Origin of the sequence: Pseudomonas sp. B23(2017) (genome assembly GCF_002113725.1) — a bacterium.
Classification (GTDB): domain Bacteria; phylum Pseudomonadota; class Gammaproteobacteria; order Pseudomonadales; family Pseudomonadaceae; genus Aquipseudomonas; species Aquipseudomonas putida_Z.
In genome coordinates this window covers 167,369-192,289 of record NZ_NEJM01000007.1, presented here as the reverse complement: position 1 = coordinate 192,289, position 24,921 = coordinate 167,369, and the positions used below count along the sequence as shown (strand labels likewise).

Annotated in this window: 22 protein-coding genes, 1 tRNA gene and 1 pseudogene; 8 read left to right on the top strand and 16 right to left on the bottom strand. The window is 61.6% G+C overall.

What is annotated here, in order from left to right; all coding sequences use genetic code 11:
- Window position 1: 1 nt before the first annotated feature.
- The 6 genes from iscA to trmJ form a co-directional block, all read right to left on the bottom strand.
- Window positions 2–325 carry an iron-sulfur cluster assembly protein IscA gene (gene iscA, locus CAG46_RS13980; protein ID WP_003257854.1) on the bottom strand — a complete coding sequence of 108 codons (324 nt, stop codon included), beginning with the start codon at window positions 323–325 and terminating at the stop codon, window positions 2–4.
- Between the two features lie 28 nt (window positions 326–353).
- Complete coding sequence (iscU, locus tag CAG46_RS13975) at window positions 354–740, bottom strand: Fe-S cluster assembly scaffold IscU (RefSeq protein ID WP_003248539.1); 387 nt, start codon at window positions 738–740, stop codon at window positions 354–356.
- A gap of 46 nt (window positions 741–786) precedes the next feature.
- Window positions 787–2,001, bottom strand: coding sequence for an IscS subfamily cysteine desulfurase (locus CAG46_RS13970; protein WP_013971017.1), 1,215 nt, complete (start codon window positions 1,999–2,001; stop codon window positions 787–789).
- Between the two features lie 46 nt (window positions 2,002–2,047).
- Complete coding sequence (iscR, locus tag CAG46_RS13965; protein ID WP_008092572.1) at window positions 2,048–2,539, bottom strand: Fe-S cluster assembly transcriptional regulator IscR; 492 nt, start codon at window positions 2,537–2,539, stop codon at window positions 2,048–2,050.
- 179 nt (window positions 2,540–2,718) lie between these two features.
- Window positions 2,719–3,504, bottom strand: a complete 786-nt coding sequence (gene cysE / locus CAG46_RS13960) for a serine O-acetyltransferase (protein WP_046615813.1) — start codon at window positions 3,502–3,504, stop codon at window positions 2,719–2,721.
- A gap of 3 nt (window positions 3,505–3,507) precedes the next feature.
- Window positions 3,508–4,263: a tRNA (cytosine(32)/uridine(32)-2'-O)-methyltransferase TrmJ gene (gene trmJ / locus CAG46_RS13955; RefSeq protein WP_031325634.1), complete on the bottom strand. Its 756-nt coding sequence runs from the start codon at window positions 4,261–4,263 to the stop codon at window positions 3,508–3,510.
- 151 nt (window positions 4,264–4,414) lie between these two features.
- Here trmJ and suhB point away from each other — a divergent pair, with 151 nt between their 5' ends.
- Window positions 4,415–5,233 (top strand): inositol-phosphate phosphatase, encoded by an 819-nt coding sequence (suhB, locus tag CAG46_RS13950; RefSeq protein WP_025337769.1) that lies wholly within the window; start codon window positions 4,415–4,417, stop codon window positions 5,231–5,233.
- Between the two features lie 218 nt (window positions 5,234–5,451).
- Here suhB and CAG46_RS13945 read toward each other — a convergent pair whose 3' ends face one another.
- The 6 genes from CAG46_RS13945 to queA all read right to left on the bottom strand — a co-directional run bounded on the left by CAG46_RS13945 (window position 5,452) and on the right by queA (window position 11,516).
- Complete coding sequence (locus CAG46_RS13945) at window positions 5,452–5,994, bottom strand: glycine zipper 2TM domain-containing protein (protein WP_013971012.1); 543 nt, start codon at window positions 5,992–5,994, stop codon at window positions 5,452–5,454.
- A 119-nt stretch (window positions 5,995–6,113) separates the two neighbouring features.
- Window positions 6,114–7,022, bottom strand: a complete 909-nt coding sequence (gene secF / locus CAG46_RS13940; RefSeq protein WP_025337768.1) for a protein translocase subunit SecF — start codon at window positions 7,020–7,022, stop codon at window positions 6,114–6,116.
- A 10-nt stretch (window positions 7,023–7,032) separates the two neighbouring features.
- Window positions 7,033–8,895 (bottom strand): protein translocase subunit SecD, encoded by a 1,863-nt coding sequence (secD, locus tag CAG46_RS13935; protein ID WP_085616856.1) that lies wholly within the window; start codon window positions 8,893–8,895, stop codon window positions 7,033–7,035.
- Between the two features lie 63 nt (window positions 8,896–8,958).
- Window positions 8,959–9,294 (bottom strand): preprotein translocase subunit YajC, encoded by a 336-nt coding sequence (gene yajC, locus CAG46_RS13930; protein ID WP_003259111.1) that lies wholly within the window; start codon window positions 9,292–9,294, stop codon window positions 8,959–8,961.
- A 42-nt stretch (window positions 9,295–9,336) separates the two neighbouring features.
- Window positions 9,337–10,452, bottom strand: coding sequence for a tRNA guanosine(34) transglycosylase Tgt (gene tgt / locus CAG46_RS13925; RefSeq protein WP_013971009.1), 1,116 nt, complete (start codon window positions 10,450–10,452; stop codon window positions 9,337–9,339).
- A 14-nt stretch (window positions 10,453–10,466) separates the two neighbouring features.
- Window positions 10,467–11,516: a tRNA preQ1(34) S-adenosylmethionine ribosyltransferase-isomerase QueA gene (queA, locus tag CAG46_RS13920; protein WP_025337765.1), complete on the bottom strand. Its 1,050-nt coding sequence runs from the start codon at window positions 11,514–11,516 to the stop codon at window positions 10,467–10,469.
- Between the two features lie 107 nt (window positions 11,517–11,623).
- Here queA and CAG46_RS13915 point away from each other — a divergent pair.
- A tRNA-Leu gene (locus CAG46_RS13915) sits at window positions 11,624–11,708 on the top strand.
- A 150-nt stretch (window positions 11,709–11,858) separates the two neighbouring features.
- Here the strand turns inward: CAG46_RS13915 and CAG46_RS13910 are convergent.
- On the bottom strand, window positions 11,859–17,516 hold the full coding sequence (locus tag CAG46_RS13910) for an S-layer family protein (protein ID WP_085707965.1): 5,658 nt from the start codon (window positions 17,514–17,516) through the stop codon (window positions 11,859–11,861).
- Between the two features lie 89 nt (window positions 17,517–17,605).
- On the bottom strand, window positions 17,606–17,893 hold the full coding sequence (locus CAG46_RS13905) for a PilZ domain-containing protein (protein ID WP_085617459.1): 288 nt from the start codon (window positions 17,891–17,893) through the stop codon (window positions 17,606–17,608).
- A 203-nt stretch (window positions 17,894–18,096) separates the two neighbouring features.
- Between CAG46_RS13905 and CAG46_RS13900 the strand changes: the two genes are divergently transcribed.
- From CAG46_RS13900 to CAG46_RS28985, 3 genes and pseudogenes are all read left to right on the top strand, one after another.
- Window positions 18,097–18,762 (top strand): response regulator transcription factor, encoded by a 666-nt coding sequence (locus CAG46_RS13900; protein WP_085617457.1) that lies wholly within the window; start codon window positions 18,097–18,099, stop codon window positions 18,760–18,762.
- Between the two features lie 281 nt (window positions 18,763–19,043).
- Window positions 19,044–19,520, top strand: a complete 477-nt coding sequence (locus CAG46_RS13895) for a GNAT family N-acetyltransferase (RefSeq protein ID WP_085617455.1) — start codon at window positions 19,044–19,046, stop codon at window positions 19,518–19,520.
- 176 nt (window positions 19,521–19,696) lie between these two features.
- Window positions 19,697–20,044: pseudogene (locus tag CAG46_RS28985) on the top strand (transposase); the annotation flags it as partial.
- A gap of 102 nt (window positions 20,045–20,146) precedes the next feature.
- On the opposite strand, the gene CAG46_RS13885 reads toward CAG46_RS28985, so the two are convergent.
- Window positions 20,147–21,052: a LysR family transcriptional regulator gene (locus CAG46_RS13885; RefSeq protein WP_085617453.1), complete on the bottom strand. Its 906-nt coding sequence runs from the start codon at window positions 21,050–21,052 to the stop codon at window positions 20,147–20,149.
- 107 nt (window positions 21,053–21,159) lie between these two features.
- Here CAG46_RS13885 and CAG46_RS13880 point away from each other — a divergent pair, with 107 nt between their 5' ends.
- Window positions 21,160–22,431 (top strand): D-amino acid dehydrogenase, encoded by a 1,272-nt coding sequence (locus tag CAG46_RS13880; RefSeq protein WP_085617451.1) that lies wholly within the window; start codon window positions 21,160–21,162, stop codon window positions 22,429–22,431.
- A gap of 27 nt (window positions 22,432–22,458) precedes the next feature.
- Window positions 22,459–23,361, top strand: coding sequence for a transporter substrate-binding domain-containing protein (locus tag CAG46_RS13875; protein ID WP_085617449.1), 903 nt, complete (start codon window positions 22,459–22,461; stop codon window positions 23,359–23,361).
- A gap of 153 nt (window positions 23,362–23,514) precedes the next feature.
- Here CAG46_RS13875 and CAG46_RS13870 read toward each other — a convergent pair whose 3' ends face one another.
- On the bottom strand, window positions 23,515–23,811 hold the full coding sequence (locus CAG46_RS13870) for an addiction module antidote protein (protein ID WP_085617447.1): 297 nt from the start codon (window positions 23,809–23,811) through the stop codon (window positions 23,515–23,517).
- 191 nt (window positions 23,812–24,002) lie between these two features.
- On the opposite strand from CAG46_RS13870, the gene CAG46_RS13865 reads away from it, so the two are divergent.
- Window positions 24,003–24,890 (top strand): bestrophin family protein, encoded by an 888-nt coding sequence (locus CAG46_RS13865; RefSeq protein ID WP_075043821.1) that lies wholly within the window; start codon window positions 24,003–24,005, stop codon window positions 24,888–24,890.
- Window positions 24,891–24,921 lie beyond the last annotated feature (31 nt).

Sequence of the window (24,921 nt, the reverse complement as noted above, 5' to 3'; positions counted from 1 at the left end):
CTCAAACGTTGAAGCTTTCGCCGCAGCCACACTCACCGCGCACGTTGGGGTTGTTGAACTTGAAGCCTTCGTTCAACCCTTCCTTGACGAAGTCCAGTTCGGTGCCATCGAGGTAGACCAGGCTCTTGGGATCGATGATCACCTTGACGCCATGGTTCTCGAACACCTGGTCTTCGTCCGCCAGCTCGTCGACAAACTCCAGCACGTAGGCCAGGCCCGAGCAACCGGTGGTGCGCACGCCCAGGCGAATGCCTTCGCCCTTGCCGCGCCCTTCCAGGGAACGCCGCACGTGGTTGGCGGCGGCTTCTGTCATGCTGATAGCCATCAGGACTCCTTACCTCGCAACAGGCGACTTAGATCAAGCCTTTCTTCTGCTTGTAATCGCGTACGGCTGCCTTGATGGCATCTTCGGCGAGTACCGAGCAGTGGATCTTGACCGGCGGCAACGCCAGTTCTTCGGCCAGCTGGGTGTTCTTGATGGTTTCGGCTTCGTCCAGGGTCTTGCCCTTCATCCACTCGGTGGCGAGGGAGCTGGAAGCGATGGCCGAACCGCAGCCGTAGGTCTTGAACTTGGCGTCTTCGATCACGCCCTGCTCGTTGACCTTGATCTGCAGGCGCATCACGTCACCGCAGGCCGGCGCGCCGACCATGCCGGTACCGACGTCCGGGTCTTCGGCGTTCATCTTGCCGACGTTGCGCGGGTTTTCGTAGTGGTCGATGACCTTTTCACTGTATGCCATGGTGCAATTCCTTCCTCATCAGGGAGCCGCTCTTGCCGGCGACTGCTTAGTGGGCGGCCCACTCGATCTTGGAGATGTCAACGCCGTCTTTGTACATGTCCCACAGCGGCGACAGCTCACGCAGTTTGTTCACCGCCTCGCAGACTTTCTGCGCGGCGTAGTCGACTTCTTCTTCGGTGGTGAAGCGGCCGAAGGAGAAGCGGATCGAGCTGTGCGCCAGCTCGTCGTTGCGGCCCAGGGCGCGCAATACGTAGGACGGCTCGAGCGACGCGGAGGTGCAGGCCGAACCGGACGATACGGCGATGTCCTTCAGCGACATCAGCAGCGATTCGCCTTCGACGTAGTTGAAGCTCAGGTTCAGGTTGTGTGGTACGCGGGCAGTCTTGCTGCCGTTGACGTACAGCTCTTCGAGGTCCGAGACCTGCTTGAAGAAGCGGTCGCTCAGGGCCTTGATGCGTACGTTTTCCGCGGCCATTTCCTGCTTGGCGATGGCGAAGGCTTCGCCCATGCCGACGATCTGGTGGGTAGGCAGGGTGCCCGAACGCATGCCGCGCTCATGGCCACCGCCGTGAATGATGGCTTCCAGGCGTACGCGCGGCTTGCGGCTGACGTACAGCGCGCCGATGCCTTTCGGGCCGTAGACCTTGTGCGCCGAGAACGACATCAGGTCGACCTTCAGCTTCTGCAGATCGATTTCGACCTTGCCGGCCGACTGCGCGGCGTCAACGTGGAACAGCACGCCGCGCGAGCGGGTCAGTTCACCGATGGCGGCGATATCGTTGATCGAGCCGACTTCGTTGTTCACGTGCATCAGCGAAACCAGGATGGTGTCGTCGCGCAGCGCCGCCTCGACCATGGCCGGGGTGACGATGCCGTCTTCGCCTGGCTCGAGGTAGGTGACTTCGAAACCTTCACGCTCCAGCTGGCGAGCGGTATCCAGGACCGCCTTGTGCTCGATCTTGGAGGTGATGATGTGCTTGCCCTTGGTCTGATAGAAGTGCGCGACGCCCTTGAGTGCGAGGTTGTCGGACTCGGTGGCACCGCTGGTCCAGACGATTTCGCGCGGATCGGCGTTGATCAGTTCGGCAACCTGGCGACGACCGTTCTCGACCGCTTCCTCGGCTTTCCAGCCAAAGACGTGGGAGCGCGAAGCCGGGTTACCGAAGTTCCCGTCGACCAGCAGGCAGTCGGCCATCTTCTGGGCCACGCGTGGGTCGACCGGGGTGGTCGCGGAGTAATCGAGGTAGATCGGCAACTTCATTTGTCTCTCCTATCAGGCGGTGGCGTCGCTCGTCGTCCCGGTGGGATCAATCGACGGCGGACGTCTCAATCTTGTCCAGCTGGGCGGTTCGGCCTGCGACACGACGCAGGTCCTGGCGCTGGGCAACTTCCTGCACCTCACGGCGCATGACGAGGTCGGCCAGGCTTATACCGCTGAGGAATTCATGGATCTGCTGGCTGAGGTCGCACCACAGGTGGTGGGTCAGGCAGGTGTCACCGGCATGGCAGTCCCCGAGGCCCTGGCAACGGGTGGCATCGACCGATTCGTTGACCGCATCGATGACCTGGGCCACCTGGATGGTTTCCATGCCCCGCGACAGCTGGTAGCCACCGCCTGGACCACGCACGCTGGAGACCAGGCTGCTGCGGCGCAGCTTGGCGAACAGCTGTTCCAGATAAGAGAGGGAAATGCCCTGGCGCTCGGAAATGTCGGCCAAAGACACCGGCCCATGCTGCGCGTGCAACGCCAGGTCGAGCATGGCGGTCACGGCGTATCGGCCTTTGGTAGTCAGTCGCATGGCTATTGGGTACCACGGGAGTTACAGGATGTGAGCGAGTATGCGATTCCCGAGCATTTAAGTCAACTATTAGACCTAGTGCTTTAGTCGGGTTTGCATCGGGGAGGCGGGCGCGATTGTAGCAGACAGGGGGCGTGAGCACACGCCCCGTATGTCACCATGATTTCAGCGCGGCGCAATCAATGCGACTGAGTGTCGCGCTGAGCCACCTGGGCAACTTCCGTGAAGTCATCTTCCGGCAGGGCTGGCAGTTCCTTGGCGCAGTAATCGCTGCCCATCTTGGTCAGGGCGCCGCACATGCCCTCCAGCCGCTCGTCGACTGCCTGCAGGTGGTCGAGCATCTGGCCGATGGCACGGGCCACCGGGTCGGGCATGTCGCCACTTACACCATAGGCATCGAAGCCGATCTTCTCGGCCATGGCCTTGCGCTTGGCCTCGACCTCATTGTCTTCGCTCTTGACGATGATGCGCCCAGGGATGCCGACCGCCGTGGCGCCGGCCGGCACCGCCTTGGTCACCACCGCATTGGAACCGATCTTGGCCCCGGCACCGACGGTGAACGGGCCCAGCACCTTGGCCCCCGCCCCTACCACCACGCCGTTTTCCAGGGTGGGGTGGCGCTTGCCTTTGTTCCAGCTGGTGCCGCCCAGGGTCACGCCCTGGTAAAGGGTGACATCGTCGCCGATCTCGGCGGTTTCGCCGATGACGATGCCCATGCCGTGGTCGATGAAGAAGCGCCGGCCGATGGTGGCGCCGGGGTGGATCTCGATGCCGGTCAGCCAGCGGCCGAAGTTCGACACCAGGCGGGCCAGCCACTTGAAATCACGCTTCCACAGGGCATTGCCCAGGCGGTGCAGCCAGATGGCGTGCATGCCCGGGTAGCAGGTCAGCACCTCGAAGGCGTTGCGTGCAGCCGGGTCACGGTGGAATACGCTTTGAATATCTTCACGCAGGCGTTCGAACATCTGTCAGTCCTTCCGTTTATGCGGCTCGCCCCGGACCACTTTCTGGGTCTCGGTGAGGATGCCGCGCAAAATGCTCATTTCCGAACGTTCGACCGCCACCCGCCCATACAGCCGGCGCAGGCGCGGCATCAGGTGCTTGGGCTTTTCGGGGTCGAGAAAGCCGATACCGACCAGGGTCTTTTCCAGGTGGTCGTAGAACAGCTCCATTTCGTCCATGGTCGCCAGCTCGCTGGCGTCAACCTTCTCGACCTTGCCCGGCGCTGCACCGGCGGCCAGCCAGGCCATGCGCACCTCGTAGGAGAGCACCTGGACAGCGGCGGCCAGGTTCAGCGAGCTGAAGTCGGGGTTGGAGGGAATGTGCACGTGGAAGTGACATCGCTGCAGTTCTTCGTTGGTCAGGCCGGCGTGTTCACGCCCGAACACCAGGGCGATTTCCTCGCCACCATTGGCATGCTCCACCGCCTTGGCCCCGCACTCGCGCGGGCCGATCAGCGGCCAGGGGATGCTCCGCTCGCGGGCGCTGGTGCCCATCACCAGGTTGCAGCCGACCAGCGCCTGCTCGAGGCTGTCGACCACCTGGGCGTTGTCCAGCACATCGTCGGCACCCGAGGCTCGGGCGCTGGCATCCACGGCGGGGAACTCTTTCGGCTGCACCAGCACCAGACGCGACAAGCCCATGTTTTTCATGGCACGTGCAGCGCCGCCGATGTTGCCGGGGTGGCTGGTATTGACCAGAACAACACGAATATTTTGCAGCAAGGTGTTGTGCTCACAGATGCAGGAATCAGGGCCTTCGATCTTACAGAACCGACAGACGTAACGCCATGAAAGCAAATGTGACACTTCTGCCGCCAAAGTTTTCTGCTAGAATGATCGGCTTTCTTCTTTAACATCTCCAGGTGACCCGCCCATGCAGCCTATGCTGAATATCGCCCTGCGCGCCGCTCGCAGCGCCAGTGAACTGATTTTCCGCTCCATCGAACGCCTGGATAGCATCAAGGTCGATGAGAAAGAGGCCAAGGACTACGTCTCCGAAGTCGATCGCGCCGCCGAGCAGAGCATCGTCAACGCCCTGCGCAAGGCCTACCCGAACCACTCCATCCAGGGCGAGGAAACCGGCCTGCACGCGGGTAGCGGCGAAGAAGGCAAGGATTACCTGTGGATCATCGACCCGCTGGATGGCACCACCAACTTCCTGCGTGGCATCCCGCACTTCGCGGTCAGCATCGCCTGCAAATACCGTGGCCGCCTTGAGCACGCCGTGATCGTCGACCCGGTTCGCCAGGAAGAGTTCACCGCCAGCCGTGGCCGTGGCGCCCAGCTCAACGGTCGTCGCCTGCGTGTCAGCTCGCGCACCAGCCTGGAAGGCGCCCTGCTGGGTACCGGCTTCCCGTTCCGTGACAGCCAGATGGCTGACCTGGACAACTACCTGGGCATGTTCCGCGCCCTGACTGGCCAGACCGCCGGCATCCGCCGCGCCGGCTCCGCCAGCCTGGACCTGGCCTACGTGGCCGCCGGCCGTTTCGACGCCTTCTGGGAGTCGGGCCTGTCCGAATGGGACATGGCGGCCGGCGTGCTGCTGATCCAGGAAGCGGGCGGCCTGGTGAGCGACTTCAACGGTGGCCACGACTTCCTCGACAAGGGCCATATCGTTGCGGGCAACATCAAGTGCTTCAAGGCCGTGCTGACTGCTATCCAGCCGCACCTGCCAGAGAACATGAAGCGCTAAGCGCGGATTGCCGGCAAACAAAAAAGCACCCCTCGGGGTGCTTTTTTTGTGCCTGTAGAAGCCATGCGCAATCGGCTTTTTGTGGGAGCGGCCTTGTGTCGCGAAAGGGCTGCATAGCAGCCCCGGCGATCTCTAAAGGTTCACAGACCCAGGGGCCGCTGCGCGCCCCTTTCGCGACACAAGGCCGCTCCCACAAAAAGAGCAGACCCCATGCGGCCTTACTGCCCGGCTTCGCTCAGGATCAGCTTGCCATTCTTGTCCAGCGGAATGGTCGACCCGGGCTCGTGATCCATCTTCACCTGCCCCACCTTGTCGCCAATGGTGTACTTCACGTTGTAGCCCACCACTTTCTCACTGATGTCGTTGACCGTATTGCAGCGGGTTTGCGTGGTGGTGTAGGTGTCACGCTCCTGCATGCCTTCCTGCACCTTGTTACCGGCATAACCACCACCGACCGCACCGGCCACGGTGGCGATCTTCTTGCCGCTACCACCACCAATCTGGTTACCCAGCAGGCCACCGGCAATGGCGCCCACCACGGTACCTGCGATCTGGTGTTGGTCCTTGACCGGCGCCTGCCGCGTCACGGCGACGTCCTTGCAGACCTCACGGGGGGTTTTTACCTGTTGTTTGATCGGTTGCACGTCGGTGACCTGCGCATACTCAGGCCCCTTGTTGACCAAGCTGTAGGTCGCGACAGCACCTCCGGCAGTCACACCGACAGCACCCAGTACCGCACCCACAAGCATTGATTTGTTCACATGAACCTCCTGATCATAACCCGCGGGTCCGACCCGCCTTCTCCCAGCCTTGGAGTAAAAAAAAAGGCGCGAGTTCAACACTCGCGCCTTTTTGGCCGCCAAACGGCGTGGAGCACGCCTTACGGACGGTCGTCCACACCGTCGGTCTTGGCCGGCGGGATCAGGTCTTCACTGCTCAGGTTCAGCCAGATCAGTACCACGTTGGCGATATAGATCGACGAATAGGTACCGGCCATGACGCCGATGAACAGGGCCAGCGAGAAGCCGAACAGGTTGTCGCCACCGAAGAACAGCAGCGCGGCAATGGCCAGCAAGGTCGAAACCGAGGTGGCGATGGTCCGCAGCAGGGTCTGGGTGGTGGAAACGTTGATGTTCTCGATCAGCGAGGCCTTGCGCATGACGCGGAAGTTCTCGCGCACCCGGTCGAACACGACGATGGTGTCGTTCAGCGAGTAGCCGATGATCGCCAGTACCGCCGCCAGCACCGTCAGGTCGAAGGTGATCTGGAAGAACGACAGGATACCCAGGGTCACCACCACGTCGTGGATCAGCGAGACGATCGCGCCCACGGCGAACTTCCACTGGAAGCGGAAGGCCAGGTAGATAAGGATGCCGCCCAGTGCCAGGAGCATGCCCATGCCACCCTGGTCGCGCAGCTCCTCACCCACCTGCGGGCCTACGAACTCGACACGCTTGACCTTGGCCGGGTTGTCGCCACCGGCCTTCTGCAGGGCTTCAGCAACCTTGTTGCCCAGCTGTGGGTCATCACCCGGCATGCGCACCAGCAGGTCGGTGGTGGCGCCGAAGCTCTGCACCACCGCCTCGTGGAAGCCGGAATTGACCAGCTCGGCACGCACCGCCTTGAGGTCGGCCGGGCGCTCGTAGGTCAGCTCGATCAGCGTACCGCCGGTGAAGTCCAGGCCGAAGTTCAGGCCCTTCTGCCACCAGCTGAACAGCGCCAGCACGGTGAGGAGCACGGTAATGGCGAACGCGACATTGCGCACGCCCATGAAGTTGATGGTTTTCATCGCAGCTCCCTCAAACCCACAGCTTCTTGATGTCACGCCCGCCGCAGGTCAGGTTGACCATTGCACGGGTCACCATGACGGCGGTGAACATCGAGGTGAAAATCCCGAGGGACATGGTGACCGCAAAGCCCTTGACCGGGCCGGTACCCATGGCGAACAGGATGCCGCCGACCAGCAGGCTGGTCAGGTTGGCGTCGATGATCGCGGTGTAGGCGCGGTTGAAGCCTTCATGAATGGCGCGCTGCACCGACATGCCGGCGTTCAGCTCTTCGCGGATACGCGAGAAGATCAGCACGTTGGCGTCCACCGCCATACCCATGGTCAACACGATACCGGCAATACCCGGCAGGGTCAGGGTCGCGCCCAGCAGCGACATCAGCGCCAGCAGCAGGACCATGTTGCCCGCCAGGGCGATGGTGGCGATCACACCGAAGGCGCGATAGATGGCGATGATGAACAGCGAGACGAACAGCATGCCCCACAGCGATGCATCGATACCCTTGGTGATGTTGTCGGCACCCAGGCTTGGGCCGATGGTACGTTCTTCAGCGAAGTACATCGGCGCAGCCAGGCCACCAGCACGCAGCAGCAGGGCCAGTTCGGACGATTCGCCCTGGCCGTTCAGGCCGGTGATGCGGAACTGGCTGCCCAGCGGCGACTGGATGGTCGCCAGGCTGATGATCTTCTTCTCTTCCTGGAAGCTCTGTACGGCAACGTCCTTCTCGACGCCGTCGACGGTCTGCTTGACGTAGCGGGTGACCGGCTTCTGCTCGATGAAGATCACCGCCATGCTGCGGCCGACGTTGCTGCGGGTAGCGCGGGTCATCAGCTCGCCACCGTGGCCATCCAGGCGGATGTTCACCTGCGGGCGACCTTGTTCGTCGAAGCTGGCCTGGGCGTCGGTTACCTGGTCACCGGTGATGATCAGGCCGCGCTCGACCGCGGCGGAACGGCCGCCCTCACGGAACTCGAACACCTCGGTAGTGGCCTTGGAAGCGCCCGGCTCGGCACCGAAGCGGAACTCCAGGTTGGCGGTTTTACCCAGGATACGCTTGGCTTCGGCAGTGTCCTGCACGCCTGGCAGCTCGACCACGATGCGGTTGGCGCCCTGGCGCTGTACCAGCGGCTCGGCCACACCCAGCTCGTTGACCCGGTTGCGGACGGTGGTGAGGTTCTGCTTGATCGAGTATTCGCGGATCTCGGCGACTTTCGCCTGGGTCAGCGCCAGACGCAGCACCGCGAGCTCGTTGCGCTCGGTGGTGGTCAGGTCGAAGTCATTGAAATTCTTCCGGATCAGGGCACGAGCCTGTTCGCGGGCAGCATCGTCAGCGAAGCCCAGCATGATGCCGCCATCCTGCTGAGGCAGGCTGCGGTAGCGGACGCGCTCTTTGCGCAGCAAGGTCTTGACCTCGCCTTCGTAGACTTTCATGCGGGCGTTCATGGCCTTGTCCATGTCCACTTCCAGCAGGAAGTGCACACCACCGGACAGGTCCAGGCCCAGCTTCATCGGGCTTGCGCCCAGGTTGCGCAGCCATTGCGGGGTAGTCTGGGCCAGGTTCAGGGCCACGACGTAATCATCGCCCAGTGCCTTGCGCACTACATCCTTGGCTGGCAGCTGGTCTTCCTGATTGGTCAGGCGGATCAGCCCGCTGCCTTTCTCACCCAGGCTAGCGCCCTTGACGGCGATCTTGGCATCGCCCAGCGCCTTGCTGACGCGGTCGAGGTCGGCCTGGTTCACCTGCAGCGCCGAGCTGGCACCACTGATCTGTACCGCCGGATCATCCGGGTAGAGGTTGGGAGCGGAATAAATGAAACCGACCACCAGTACCAGCACGATCAGTGCATATTTCCACAGAGGGTATTTGTTCAGCATCACGCCGCCCGTTCAAGACGCGGGGCGCGTTGCGCGCCCCGACTGGAAAGAAAAACCGGTAACTCAGATAGCCTTGAGCGTACCTTTTGGCAGGGTGGCCGCGATGGCACCCTTCTGGAACTTCAGCTCGACGTTGTCGGAAACTTCCAGTACCACGAAATCATCGGAAACCTTGACGATCTTGCCGGCGATGCCGCCGTTGGTGACAACTTCGTCACCCTTCTGCAAGTTGCTCAGCAGGTTCTTCTGCTCTTTTGCACGCTTGGCCTGCGGGCGCCAGATCATCAGGTAGAAGATGACCAGGAAACCGACCAGGAAAATCCACTCGAAGCCGGTACCGGCTGGGCCGGCGGCGGGTGCTGCGGCGTCCGCGTATGCGGCGGGGATCAAGAAGCTCATTGGGCACTCCTAATGTAATTTTCTAATAATGGATGCGGACAGTCAGTCCAAAGGCGGCACAGGAAGCCCGCGCTTGGCGTAGAAGGCGTCGACAAAGGCGGCCAATTTACCCTGTTGAATAGCCTCGCGTAAACCGGCCATCAAGCGCTGGTAATGGCGCAAGTTGTGGATGGTATTCAGCATGCTGCTCAGCATTTCGCCGCACTTGTCCAGGTGATGGAGATAGGCGCGGGAGAAGTTGGTGCAGGTGTAGCAGTCACAGGTCGGATCCAGCGGCGAATCATCGTGGCGATGGAACGCATTGCGGATCTTGATCACCCCTGTATCGACGAACAGATGACCGTTGCGCGCGTTACGCGTCGGCATCACACAGTCGAACATGTCGACGCCGCGGCGCACACCCTCAACGAGATCTTCCGGTTTGCCTACCCCCATAAGGTAACGAGGTTTGTCAGCAGGCATCTGACCCGGCAGGTAATCCAGCACCTTGATCATTTCGTGCTTGGGCTCGCCCACCGACAGGCCACCGATGGCCAGGCCGTCGAAGCCGATGTTTTCCAGGCCTTCCAGCGAGCGCATGCGCAGGTCCTGGTACATGCCACCCTGGACGATACCGAACAGCGCCGCGGTGTTGTCGGCGTGGGCGTTCTTCGAGCGCTGGGCCCAGCGCAGCGACAGCTCCATGGACGCGCGCGCCACATCGTGCTCGGCCGGGTACGGGGTGCACTCGTCGAAGATCATCACCACGTCCGAGCCCAGGTCACGCTGCACCTGCATCGACTCTTCCGGGCCCATGAACACCTTGGCGCCATCGACCGGCGAGGCGAAGGTCACGCCCTCTTCCTTGATCTTGCGCATGGCGCCCAGGCTGAACACCTGGAAGCCACCGGAGTCGGTGAGGATCGGGCCTTTCCACTGCATGAAGTCGTGCAGGCCGTTGTGCTTCTTGATCACCTCGGTGCCCGGGCGCAGCCACAGGTGGAAGGTGTTGCCCAGGATCATCTCGGCGCCGATGGCCTCGATGTCGCGCGGCAGCATGCCCTTGACCGTGCCATAGGTGCCCACCGGCATGAACGCCGGGGTTTCCACGGTGCCGCGTGGGAAGGTGATGCGGCCACGACGGGCCTTGCCGTCGGTGGCCAGCAGTTCGAAGGACATTCGACAGGTGCGACTCATGCTTGATCCTCGGGCCCGCGTGGCGCCGGATTGCGGGTGATGAACATGGCATCACCGTAACTGAAGAAGCGGTACCCCTGCTCGACCGCCGCCGCGTAGGCGGCCATGGTCTCGGGGTAGCCGGCGAAGGCCGAGACCAGCATCAGCAGCGTGGACTCCGGCAGGTGGAAATTGGTGACCAGCGCGTCGACCACATGGAACGGCCGGCCTGGGTAGATGAAGATGTCGGTGTCGCCGCTGAAGGCCTTGAGCACGCCATCGCGCGCGGCGCTCTCCAGCGAACGCACGCTGGTGGTGCCGACTGCGATTACCCGGCCACCACGGGCGCGGCAAGCCTCGATGGCATCGACCACCTCCTGGCTCACTTCAAGCCACTCTTTATGCATGTGGTGGTCTTCGATCTTGTCGACCCGCACCGGCTGGAAGGTGCCCGCGCCCACGTGCAAGGTGACGAAGGCACGCTCTACACCCTTGGCGGCAATCTTCTCCAGCAACGCCTCATCGAAGTGCAAGCCTGCGGTCGGTGCGGCGACTGCACCGGCTCGTTCGGCGTACACAGTCTGGTAGCGCTCACGGTCGGCGCCCTCGTCGGGGCGGTCGATGTACGGCGGCAGCGGCATGTGGCCGACACGGTCGAGCAGCGGCAGCACCTCTTCGGTGAAGCGCAGCTCGAACAGCGTGTCATGGCGCGCGACCATTTCGGCCTCGCCGCCGCCATCGATGAGGATGACCGCGCCTACCTTGGGCGCCTTGCTGGCGCGCACATGGGCCAGCACCCGATGGCTGTCGAGCACGCGCTCGACCAGCACTTCCAGCTTGCCGCCGGAAGCTTTCTGGCCGAACAACCGCGCCGGGATCACCCGGGTGTTGTTGAACACCATCAGGTCGCCGGGGCGCAGGTACTCGAGCAGATCGGGGAATTGCCGGTGCGCCAGCGCGCCGCTCGGTCCATCGAGGACCAGCAGACGGCTGCCATGGCGCTCGGCCAGTGGGTGGCGGGCGATCAGGGAATCGGGGAGTTCGAAGGAAAAATCGGCGACGCGCATGATGATGTTCGGTTCGGCAGGGCCGGGAAGTTTAGCCCAATGTGTGAAAATTGACCATGAAAGCCGATTGACCGACCAGCGGTGGCTCTCTATACTGCGCGCCACATGCCCTGATGGCGGAATTGGTAGACGCGGCGGATTCAAAATCCGTTTTCGAAAGGAGTGGGAGTTCGAGTCTCCCTCGGGGCACCAAGATCCGGAAAAAACCGACCTTATGGTCGGTTTTTTTTTCGCCTGCGATTTGGGCGCGCCGACCTGTGGGAAACCGCCCAGCCCTTTGAGCTGCGCTGTCGCACAGGGAGCAATGTTCGAGAGCGTGTCACATTCCCAGCAGCAAAAGCATCATGTCGCCAGGATAAAGTCCGTCTGATCGATACCTGCACTGTCAACACCGACTAGGCGAATCGTGTCCACCCCAATCCCGACCACTGTGTCCGCTCCGTCAGCCGCAATGCTCACGTTGGCCGCGAACGTCTCGCTGCTGATCCCCAGCCCCGCTATATTCAGCAAGTCCTGCCCTCCGGCCGGATTGATATCGAAGCCCTGGATCGAGTCGTTGCCGAAGTCCGCCGCAGCAAACACGAAGGTATCGTTACCAAGGCCGCCGATGAGCATGTCGTTGCCCAGCCCACCGACGAACAGATCGTCACCCGCACCGCCAACCAGAGTGTCGTTGGCCAGGCCACCCAACATCGTGTGATTTGCCGCCGCAGCATCGTAGGCCAGCTCACTGCCGCTGCCCTCGGCGTTCGCCTGCAAACCCGCCGCCGCGTATTGGCCATTCATCGCGACGTGTGTCAAATGAGCACCGTCGCTCAGGGTCAGCATGCCGCCGGTGCCTGTGTCATTCGCCGCATAGGTGATCTGCGTATTGGCGCCGAACGCAACATCGCCGAAGGCCAGCTTGTCACCCGCGGCAAAACCGCTGATGCTGCCGCTGAACGCCGTCGACTTCTCAAGCTTGAGCATTCCGGCCGCGCCGCTGTCGAATGTCACATGCTGATCGGAGGCAGCACCGAACTCAAGGATCGCCGAACCGCTGATCGTCGCCCTTCCCGCGCCACTGGCATCGGCGTGGACAGTGATGTTGCCATCGTTCGCCCACAGGCTGCCGCTGTTGATGAGCGCACTTTCAATCACCAAGCCGCCGCTGCCGTTGGCTTGCAGCACACCTGTGTTGATGACGGCGCTACTACCGGTATCGATCACCAGCGCATTGACGCCGCTGGCCAGGATCTGGCTCGAGTTGACCAGCATCATCTGCCCCGCGCCCAATTGGCCGGCACCCGAGATGGTGTTGTCGGCATTGGTGAGCACCGTGTCCGCGCTGCCACCAAAGATCATGTTCTGCGCGCTGTCGGACAGCACCACTTGCCCGCCACCGCTCAACGTCGCACCACGGAACAGAATCTCGAGATCGGTCCCGCTGCCGGTGGAGCCGAGCGCTATGGTGCCGCTGTTGTCGATGCGGCCACCGAACGGCATGATCGCGCCGTCGGCAATGGTGATGGTGCCCGTATTGGTTGTAATCGGGTCCACATCGAACATTAGGTTGGCCGCGCTCAACGCCGCCGCATCCACGCCGTTGACCGTAATCGTCTGGTGATCGCTGATGCTTAGCACGGCATTGCCGCTCGCGTCGTTGGCGATAGTCACATCCGCAAAATCGTTGACGCCTGTGAAGCCGATCAAATCGATCTTGTCCGCCGCCGCGTCGAAACTGTAAATGACGTTGTCGCCGATCGGCTGGGCGAACACGAAGGTGTCGGCACCGGACGAGCCAGTCAGGTTGTCGTCGGCGGACAAGGCGAAGATCGGTGCACCTGGGGCATAGATTTCGACGTTGTTGTACACATAGGCGCTGGCGCTGCTGCCGTCGCTGTTATTCCAGTACATGTTGACATCGAGCACCAACGCACCGGCGAATTCGCTTGGAGTTGTCACAGTCAATGCGCCGGGATCGCTGGTCTGCACGGTCCAGGTGCCATCGCCATTGTCGGCTCCTGCATTGAATACCCAACCCAAAGGAGCACCGCTGATGGTCACCGTCACAGGGCCGCTGATATCGGCCCGTGGAACGTTGAGGGCCAGATTGACGGGTTCGCCGGCAACGCCTGCCGGAAGGTTTGCACTGCTCCCGGCCGCACCAGAATTACCCGCCAGATCGGTGTAGCTGTTCGCGGCAACGTCGACTTTTATGCTACCGCCCAGGGTTCTGGTCAGTGTTGCCGTGTAGGTATCGCCGTCAACCTGGGTAAAGTTACTGAAGGTGCCGCGTGGCGTTCCGCTCGTTGTCGTCATCGCTACATCAGACAGGCTGAAACCGCTCACCGTCTCACTGAACTGGAATGTGACCGTCGACGTTGCCCCCACCGAACTGCCCAACGCAGTTCCTGTCACTATCACCGTTGGTGCCACGGTATCGACGGGCGTCTCAACGACGTTCTGCACGTTCACCGTAATCGACTGCGTGTCGATTCCGCCATTGCCGTCTGACACCTGAACGTCCACAACGTAGGCGTTGTCGCCGTCGGTACCACCGACATCCTGGGGATTCTCGTAATCGGGTGCAGAGTTGAACGTCAGCACCCCGCTCGAACTGATCGAGAACTTGCTGAAGTCCGTCCCGGCCGTGTTCAGCAGCGAGTAGCTCAACGTCTGCGCCGGCAGATCGGCATCGGTCGCCACCACCGTGGTAACCGCGGTGGTGTTCTCCGCCACATTGACCGAAGCCGTCGCACCACCACCGTTGGAGGTGACCACCGGGGAGTTGTCGTTGACGCCTGTCACGGTTACCGCGATTGCCTGGTCGTCAAACAGCGTGCCGTCCGACGCCCGTACAATCAGGTCATAAACGTTGTTCGTTCCCGAATCAGTCGGTGCTTCGAAGTTGGGTGCAGAAACAAAGCTCAGCACGCCTGTGCCCGAAACGATCGAGAACTTCGCGGCATCCGCTCCGCCGACGATGCTGTAGCTCAGCGTTTGTGCCGGAAGATCAATATCGGTCGCCGCCACTGTCGAGACCGCCGTGGTGTTCTCCGCCACGTTGATCGAAGCCGTCGCACCGCCACCGTTGGAAGTGATCGTCGGTGCGTCGTTGCTGCCGGTGACGGTGATGGTCACCAGTTGGGTATCTACGCCGCCCAGGCCGTCGCTGACCTGCACCGTGAACACCTCGTTGTGACTCTCGCCGGCCTTCAGCGACTGCACGGCACTGGCAACGCCATCGCTGCCGTTGGCCAGGGTGTAGGTCCATTGGCCGCTGTTGTCGACGGCGATCGAACCGTAGGTGCCGGTATTTGACCCGGCAATGCTCCAGGTCCCCGTGGCGTCGTGATCGATATCGGTCGAGCTGAACTGGCCGCTGACGCTGAGGGTGGTGTCCTCCTTCACGGCGCCGGCATCATTGCCGGCGGCGAAGCTGAGCACCGGCGCGTCGTTGCTGCCGGTAACGGTGACGGTCACCAGCTGGGTGTCGACGCCGCCCAGGCCATCGCTGACCTGCACCGTAAACACCTCATCGTGACTCTCGCCGGCCTTCAGCGACTGCACGGCACTGGCAACGCCATCGCTGCCGTTGGCCAGGGTGTAAGTCCATTGGCCGCTGTTGTCCACGGCGATCGAGCCGTAGGTGCCGGTATTTGACCCGGCAATGCTCCAAGTAGCGGTGGCATCGTGATCGATATCGGTCGAGCTGAATTGGCCGCTGACGCTGAGGGTGGTGTCTTCCTGCACGGTACCGGCATCATTGCCGATAGCGAAGCTGAGCACCGGTGCGTCATTGCTGCCGGTGACGGTGACGGTCACCAGCTGGGTGTCGACGCCGCCGAGGCCGTCGCTGACCTGCACCGAAAACACCTCGTTGTGACTCTCGCCGGCCTTCAGCGATTGCACGGCACTGGCAACGCCATCGCTGCCGTTGGCCAGGATGTAGGTCCATTGGCCGCTGTTGTCCACGGCGATCGAACCGTAGGCGCCCGTTGGCGAGCCATTGATGCTCCAGGTGGCCGTGGCGTCGTGATCGATGTCGGTCGAGCTGAATTGGCCGCTGACGCTGAGGGTGGTGTCTTCCTGCACGGCGCCAATATCGTTGCCGGTGGCGAAGCTGAGCACCGGTGCGTCATTGCTGCCGATGACGGTGATCGTCACCAGTTGGGTGTCGACGCCGCCGAGGCCATCGCTAACCTGCACGCTGAACACCTCATCGTGACTCTCGCCGGCCTTCAGCGATTGCACGGCACTGGCAACGCCATCGCTGCCGTTGGCCAGGATGTAGGTCCATTGGCCGCTGTTGTCGACGGCGATCGAACCGTAGGCGCCCGTTGGCGAGCCATTGATGCTCCAGGTGGCCGTGGCGTCGTGATCGATGTCGGTCGAGCTGAATTGGCCGCTGACGCTGAGGGTGGTGTCTTCCTGCACGGCGCCAACATCGTTGCCGCTGGCGAAGCTGAGCACCGGTGCGTCATTGCTGCCGGTGACGGTGACGGTCACTAGCTGGGTGTCGACGCCGCCCAGGCCGTCGCTGACCTGCACGCTGAACACTTCGTTGTGACTCTCGCCGGCCTTCAGCGACTGTACGGCACTGGCAACGCCATCGCTGCCGTTGGCCAGGGTGTAGGTCCATTGGCCGCTGTTGTCCACGGCGATCGAGCCGTAGGTGCCCGTTGGCGAGCCATTGATGCTCCAAGTAGCGGTGGCGTCGTGATCAATGTCGGTCGAGCTGAACTGGCCGCTGACGCTGAGGGTGATGTCTTCCTGCACGGCGCCAACATCATTGCCGGTGGCGAAGCTGAGCACCGGTGCATCGTTGCTGCCGGTGACGGTGATCGTCACGGACTTGGTCACTGTCGCCCCGAAATCGTCAGTCAGCGTGACCGTGAACACTTCGGTCTTGGTCTGGCCCTCAGCCAAGTACTGCGCCGCGCTGTTGTTCAGCGTATAGGTCCAGCCCACGGTGCCCGCCGCGTCGCCGGTGCTCTCGTCGCTGACATTGGCCACCAGCGTACCCAGCGCACCGGATGGCGCGCTCACGCTGGTCACATGGGCGTCATCGGCCAGGTCCACATCGCCGAAGGCGAAACTGCCGCTGGCCACCGTGGTGCCGTCTTCGGTCACCGCACCGTTTTCGATTTCCGCCGCCGACACCGTTGGCCCGTCATTGGTGCCGGTGATAGTGATAGTCACATTCTGCGTTGCCGACGAACCATGCCCATCACTGATAGTGACCAGGTAGGTTTCGGTGACTGTCTGTCCCTGGGCCAGGTACTGCGCCGCCGTATTGCTCAGGTTGTACGTCCATTGCACTGATCCGTTGGCCGCATTCGCGGCTTCGCTTACCGCCGAGAGCACGAACGTACCAAGATGAGTAGTGTTGCCCTGCGCCGCCGCGAAAGTCGCCAAGTGCGTGTCACTCAGGTCGACGTCGTTAAAGACAATCGTGCCGCTGGTCGTCAGCGAGTCGGTCGTGTTCGCAGTGGTATCGGCGTCTTCGGTCACTGTGCCGGCCTGCGCGCCAAGGCTGATTGTCACACCATCATTCACGCCCGAAAACTGCACTGTCGCGGTGGCCCAACTGAGCGTTCCATTGCCGAGACGTATCGCATAGGTAAAGCTGTCCGTCAGCAACTCGCCAGTAGCAAGCGCCTGGAGTTGTGCCTTGAAAGCAGAGGTGAAGGTAGCGGCGTCGTAGCCGACCTTACCGTCCGAAGTGATCCAGATCTTTGCACCATTCAAACTGGTGTCAGAACTCGTCGCCTCAGCCCTCGCCGAATCCTGAGTCAGGAGATCGGCCGGAGCATAAGTCTTGGTGGAAGTAGAAAGACTGTCCGCATTGTCGATTGACCAGAGTGTCTTCGCGTTACCGCCGAGGTCATTGGACATGACGTCCCAATACATGATCCCCAGCAGATTTTCAGTGGTTGTGAAGACGTCGTCCTTCGCCTGCGGCGTGTTGGAAAACGACGTAACGGTCCCGCCACTGGTAGTTGTAGTGCTAGCCATGTCTTTCTCCCTAGAGTGTCACCCTGAGTGAAAAACCGCTGCGGGCCGCTATCAGCCACGAGCCGATTCTTCCTCCAACCACGAACACCTCAATCCATCGGTACCAGCCGGCTGGCCAGCAACTTCACGCCCACCCCAGTCCTGCCGCCCTGCGGTTCAATGCGCACGATTTGTCCTTGCGCCTTGAACTTCATGGGGCCGCCGGGGGTGTCGAGTTCGATCTCGAAGTCAATCACGCTACCCACCTGCTGCTCGTAATCGGTTTCGAAATACAAACCGGAGGCGCTGATGTCACGGGTGACACCGCTACCCCCGCCGATTAGTTGCAGCGACAGGGTGACTTGTTCTCGGGGCTCAATTCGGTGTGCGTCCTTCATGACGGCAGTCTAAAAACGACTGCTGTTTTCTACATGAGCGCGCTATCCCTTTTTTCTAGGAGTCAATCCGCCCTAAAACCGTGCTTCCATAGGACAAATGTCATGGGAGGGATTGCCTGATGCGTTATGGAAAAAGGCGACAGGCAGCAACGATTGCTATCCTGATCAGCTAACACAACCCGCTTAAAGAGGCAGCGAGCCGCATGCCAATTCAGGTCCTGTTAGTCGCTCTACCGCTCGTAGCCTGGGGCCTCGAGCGTCTGGTCGAAAGCGCTCAACCGAGGTTGGCGCTGGCGGGTTCGACAGCGTCGGTGGCGCAATACCTGCTTTCGCTGCACCAATACGCACCGGATGTGGTGGTATTGGACCTGGACAGCGAGGACGGTATCGAGTCGCTGGCCGACCTGCACAGCCGGACCAAAGCCAGAATTCTGGTAGTGACAGGGTCGAGTGACTCGGCACTGCATGACAGTGCAGTGCTGGCGGGCGCACGTGGCGTGGTGGATAAACGGGAATCGGCATCGGCCTCAATATTGCTCAAAGCCATAGAAAAAGTGCATGAAGGCGAACTGTGGATTGACCGCAACGCGACCAGCCGTATCTTCCTTGAACTGGCGCGCAAGAAAACCGAGCGCGATTTTGATCCGGAGCAACACAAAATCGCCAAGCTGACGCGCCGCGAACAGCAAACCATTGCATCGTTGGCCAAAGACCCCTCTGCCCCTGGCAAGTTGGTGGCCGAGAAGCTGCACATCAGCGAGCACACGCTGCGCAACCATTTGACATCGATTTACAGCAAGCTGGGCCTGACGAACCGCGTGGATCTCTACGCCTACGCACACAAGCATGGGCTTTCCACAGGCGACTGAGAGCTGCGGCAACACGCCCGATCTACGCCATCCATCGCCTGCACAGGACCACGGAGGGATGCACTGCATCCGTCCAATCGGCGGGGGTCGCTGGTCAGCCCCGTTTCTGTGAGGGCATTGAAATCGAAGATATCGTTGCGGCTCCGCCGGTGGGAACATCCTTGCCCATACCACCTTGTGAGGAGCAACTGCCTTGCACAATATCCAAAAGCTTGCACCATCCCTGTAGGAGCGGGTTTACCCGCGAAGAGGCCAGTTCAACCAGCGCAAAAGGACCTGCCATGCACCTGACCCACCGCCCCGTCCAGCCCAGCGACATCCCCGTCATCTGCACCTTCCCGCAGAGCCCGGACGAGCTGTTCTACATGTTTCCCAAAGCCACCCATCCCCTCACCCCCGCCCAGTTGACCGACGCCATCGCCCAGCGCAGCGGCTCCACGGTGGTGGAAGGCAACGGCGCCATCATGGCCTTCGCCAACTTCTACAAGGCCGAACACGGCGGCGTGTGCGCCCTGGGCAACGTGGTCGTGGCCCCCAGCGCCCGTGGCCATGGCGTGGCGCGCTACCTGGTAACTGCCATGATCGGACTCGCTCGCCAGCACTACGCCGCCCGGGAGGTCTGGGTGTCGTGCTTCAATCACAACACCGCAGGCTTGCTGCTTTATCCACAGCTGGGCTTCGTGCCGTTCGGCATCGAGGAACGGCAGGCGTGGGATGGCACGCGGGTGGCATTGGTGCAGATGAAACAGCTGATGTAACGTAAGCGCTCCATGAACCCCACATTCAAAGCGCTTACCTGATCCCCGATGCTGTGCTCCCGATTTCTTTCTGGAGTTCGCCGACCATGATGCGACCCGACGCCAAAGTCAAAAAAGTGTACCTCTACCCCAAGCCCGTCGACTTCCGAAAGTCCATCGATGGCCTGGCTGCGCTGGTCGAAATCGTCCCGATGCAGATTCGCGTCATCAAACATGTTCGCAAGGTTTATGGCTGCCGCGACTGCGAGTCAGCGCCCGTAACGGCGGACAAGCCTGCCTAGGTGATCGAGAAGAGCATGGCTAGCCCGAGTGTGCTGGCCATGCTGCTCACCACCAAATACGTAGACGGCCTACCGCTTCATCACTTCGAAAAAGTGTTGGGGCGCCACGGTATCGATATCCCGCGCCAAACCCTGGCACGCTGGGCGATTCAATGCAGCGAGCACTTTCAGCCGCTGCTGAATCTGATGCGCGAAAGCCTGTTAGACAGTCGAATCATCCACTGTGATGAAACCCGTGTTCGCGGGCACGCCCGCTCCCACGGTGTCCCTGCTAACTCAATTAGTTATGTGCAGTTCCATGAGGGTCCGGGCTGACATTGATGCGCTTTCCGGGCATATCTGCAATCAGCGCCAGCGATCCAGCTGCCCCTGGGCACGGCTGCTGAAAGTCGTCAGCAGCTCGCTCAATGTATGCGGTGACGGTTCGGCAGTGCGGGTCACCGCATACAAGGTAATCGGCAGCGCCGGGGCCAGCGGCCTGATCGCGGTCGCCCCAGGCGCCGCGCCAAGTGCGGTGAAGGGATCGATCACCGCCAGCCCAGCACCGGATTCGACCATCGCCCTGGCCAGTGAATAGGTTTGCACCGCGATGCTCACCCGTGGCGGCGGCTCCACCGCCTTGAGGTAGCTTTCGAGGCGCACCGACAGCGGGTCGGCGCTGGACAGCCCGATCATGGGCGCACCGGCCAGTGCCGCCAACGGCAGCGGCTTGCCTTCATCTTCCAGCGGCCAATAACCTGCCGGTGCCAATGCCACCAAAACTCCGCTGGCCAGCGCCTGAGCCTTGAGCGCAGGGTGATCTGGCTGTTGCAAGGTCAGGGCGACATCGATCTCCCGCATCAACAGGTTCTGCACCAGTTCGCGACTGTGGGCGCTGGACAACTCGCAGGCGATATCCGGATAACGCTGGGTCCATTCATGAATGGCCGGCGGCAGCAGCGACAGGGCCAGTGCCGGGGTCGCACCGATCCGCAGGCTGTGGCCTGGCGCGCGACGCAGGCTTTGCGCAAGGCGTCGCACCCCTTGCAGGCTCTCCGTGACCTTGTCGACCTCACGCTCCAGTTCCAGCGCTTCGGGCGTGGGCTGCAGCTTGCCGCGCACCCGCAGGAACAACGGGAAGCCCAGTTGCTGCTCGGCGTGCTGTAGCACCTTGGTCACGGCAGGTTGGGAAACGTGCAGCAACTGTGCGGCACCGCTGACCGAGCCGGTCTGGCGGATGGCCTGGAAAATCTCGATATGGCGAAGGCGCATGGCAAGTCCATAACCTTTGTTTATGGCTCAGCGATCTTTATTCATTTTTCGCCACCTGTCACCTGGCCCTAACCTCAGCCTCGTTCCAACAAAGAACAAGGACTGACATGGCTCAGCATGTATGCATCATCGGCGGTGGCGTCATTGGCCTGTCAACCGCTTATGCACTGGTACGCGACGGCTTTGACGTGACGCTGATCGAGGCTCGCGATTCGTTGGGCAGTGAAACCAGCTTCGCCAACGGCGGCCAGCTGTCCTACCGCTACGTGGCGCCCCTGGCCGACGCCGGTGTGCCATTGCAGGCACTTGGCTGGATGCTGCGCGGTGAATCGCCGCTGCGATTGCGCCCGCGCTTCGATCGTGCGCAGTGGCGCTGGATGGCAGCATTCCTGGGTGCTTGCCGCTCCTCGGTCAACCGCGCCAACGCCGGCCATCTGCTGCGCCTCGCGCTGATGAGCCAGTCGACCTTGCAAGCCTGGCGTGAGGAGGACGGCCTGGGTGGTTTCAACTGGCGACGCAACGGCAAGCTGGTCACCTTCCGCAAGGCCAGCAGCTTCGAGCATGCGCGCAAGAACCTTGCCGCACCCCAGCAACAACAGGTGCTGTCGCAAACCGACTGTGCCCGTCTGGACCCAGCGCTGGCAGAGGCGCCCTTTGTCGGCGCCATCTATACCCCGGATGAAGAAGTCGGCGATTGCCACAGCTTTTGCCAGCAACTGGCGGCGCGCTTGCAGGCGTCGGGACGCTGCAAGTTCCGCCTGGGCCAGGCGGTGTCCGGAATTCGCCATGCGCATGGCGTGGTGAATGCGATTGAACTGGACGACGAAGTGCTGCCGGTGGAGCACCTGGTGGTTGCGGCCGGCCATCGCAGTGCGTTGCTGGCACTGCCGGGCATCGACCTGCCGCTGTATCCGCTGAAGGGTTATAGCCTGACAGTACCGATCGGCGCCCAGCACCGGGCGCCGGACCTGAGCATCACCGACTACGACCGCAAGATCGTCTACGCCCGGATAGGTGAACAGTTGCGCGTGGCGGCGATGGTCGACATTGTCGGTTTCGATCCGTCTCTGGACCCCAAGCGCCTGGCCTTGCTCAAGCGCCAGGCCCGCGAGACCTTCGCCAATGCCGGTAATTACGACTACGCCATCGAATGGGCCGGCATGCGTCCGGCCACGCCTAGCGGCGTGCCGCTGCTGGGCGCAACGGCGTATCGCAACCTGTGGCTGAACCTCGGCCATGGTGCGCTGGGCTTTACCCTGGCCTGCGCCAGCGCACGTCTGCTGAGTGAACTGATCGGCCAGCGCCGCCCCTCCATCGACCTGCAGGGTTTCACCGCCCATGTGGCTGGTGGAAATAACCGTACTGCAGCATGTCTCTGATCCCCTCACCTACAACGGAGAATAACAATGCGAAAAATCACGTTGATCGGCTGCACCCTTGGCCTGTTGCTAGGCACCCAGGCCCATGCTGACGAAGCAGCGCTGGGGCCTACCCTGAGCAAGATTGCCAGAGCCAACAGCATTACCTTGGGCTATCGCGATGCTTCAGTACCGTTCTCCTATGTGGGCGACCATTCGGGGCAACCCATGGGCTACTCGGTAGACCTGGCGAACAAGATCGTCGAGCGGGTACAGCAGAAGCTGGCATTGCCCCAGCTCAAGGTGAAATACAACCTGGTGACATCGCAAACCCGCATTCCGCTGGTGCAGAACGGTACCGTTGATCTGGAGTGCGGCTCGACCGGCGTCACCGCAGAGCGCCAGAAACAGGTGGCGTTTTCCTATGGGTTCATCTATGTCAAAGGCCAGTTGCTGACGGCCAAAGACAGCGGGATCAAGAGTTTCGCCGACCTGCGCGGCAAGAATGTGGTGACCACCGCCGGCACCACCAACGAACGCTATCTGAAAAGCTACAACGTCGATAACAAGATGGACATGTACGTGATCAGCGCCAAGGACCACGGTGAGGCCTTCCAGATGTTGCAGTCCGGTCGGGCGGCGGCGTTCTACATGGACGATGCGCTGCTTTACGGCGAACGCGCCAAGGCTCGCGATCCGCACAACTGGGTGGTGGTCGGGGAAGAGCAGTCGCGGGAAATCTACAGCTGCATGGTGCGCAAGGATGACCCGCAGTTCCTCGCGCTGGTGAACGCGTCGCTGGGCGAGCTGTACAGCTCAGGGGAAATCAACGGGATCTACCAGCGCTGGTTCGAACAGCCGATTCCGCCTAAAGGCTTGAACCTGGAGTTCCCGATGACCAGCGAACTCAAGGCCATCTTTGCCAAGCCGGTGAGTGACCCGGTGGAGTAGCATCCAGACGACCAGCCCCTCTGGCTCACGGCCTCGCAAAGTACTGGAGGCAATGGCCTCGGCCGCTCCGACCGCGCCCCGTTGCCAGCGCAGGAATGACCTGCCATGAAGCTGACCAACCGCCCCGTTCAGCCCTCCGAAATCCCTGTTCTGCTAGCGGGGAACTACATGGGGCTGAACGAGGAGGTCGACACCCAAGGCACGAATGACTTTCAGCACAGTGTCAAAGCGTGGTTTTGCGCCTGGACTGAGTGCCTTGTACAGACTTTCCCTTCCCAACCCACTCTCGGTGGCGATCTGCGTTATTCCCCGTGCGCGAGCGATATGGCCAAGTGCCCGAATTATTTCCTCGGTATCGCCATCTGCGAGGACCTGACTAAGGTACTCAGTGATGGCCTCATCACTACTCAACAAGGCCGCCATATCAAACGGGATCAACTTTTCGCTCATTTCACACCCATTCAAGTGTTGAAGCGGCCCACTCTGTCGCCTTACCCCTTATATGGGAACTCAGGCATTTCCCATAGCGGGGTCAGACTTTTCTCTTCACGGTCATAAAAAACCTGCAACATTCAACACCCGAACCTTCGCCGCGCCTCGACGTCCGATCCTGCATCACCCGCGTTTCGAGGTACCCCCGCGTGAAAGACATCATCACCCGCAAGTACCGCCTGGTCGTGAAGACCGTCGGCTACATCGGCTGGTCGCTGTTCTGGCTGCTGATCTGGGATGTGCTGGTCACCATCGATTTCATGCTGTTCTTCAACAGCAAGTTCACCCTGCCACTGATCCCGTTGACCTTGCTGGGCTCGGCGCTGGTGGTGCTGGTGAGCTTTCGCAACAGCAGCGCCTACAACCGCTGGTGGGAGGCGCGCACATTGTGGGGGGCGTTGGTGAACAGTTCACGCAGCTTCGCGCGGCAGGCGCTGACCCTGATCGATGACCCGGATGATGGCCTGAACCCGATAAAGGCTACCTTGCTGCGTCGGCATATCGCCTATGTGAACTGCCTGGCGGCACACTTGAAGGGTGAGCGCTGCCCGGATGAACTGATGGCATTCATACCGCCAGCGGAATTCGAGCGGCGCAACCGTTCGAACAATTTCGCCAACGACATCCTGAGTGGTTCGGCGGCGTTGCTGGCGCGAGAATACCAGGCCGGGCGGCTGGACAGCATTCGCCTGGCAAGGCTGGAGTCGACGCTGGTGGACCTGTCCAATGCCCAAGGTGGCATGGAACGGATCGCCAATACGCCGCTGCCCTACCCTTACGTGTACTTTCCGCGGCTGTTCATCACCCTGTTCTGCCTGATCGTACCGGTGGGGCTGGTGGAATCGCTGGGCTGGTTCACGCCGCTGGCTTCGACGGTGGTGGGCTTCATGCTGCTGGCCATCGAGCGGATCGGGACGGATTTGCAGAGCCCGTTCAGATTCAGTGAACACCAGATCCAGATGGACAGCATTTGCGAGACGATCGAGCGGAACCTGGAGTCGATGCAGCGGGAGGCGCAGTGTGGGGAGTTGGCTTAGTGCCAGACCTCAACGGCCCTATCGCCGGCAA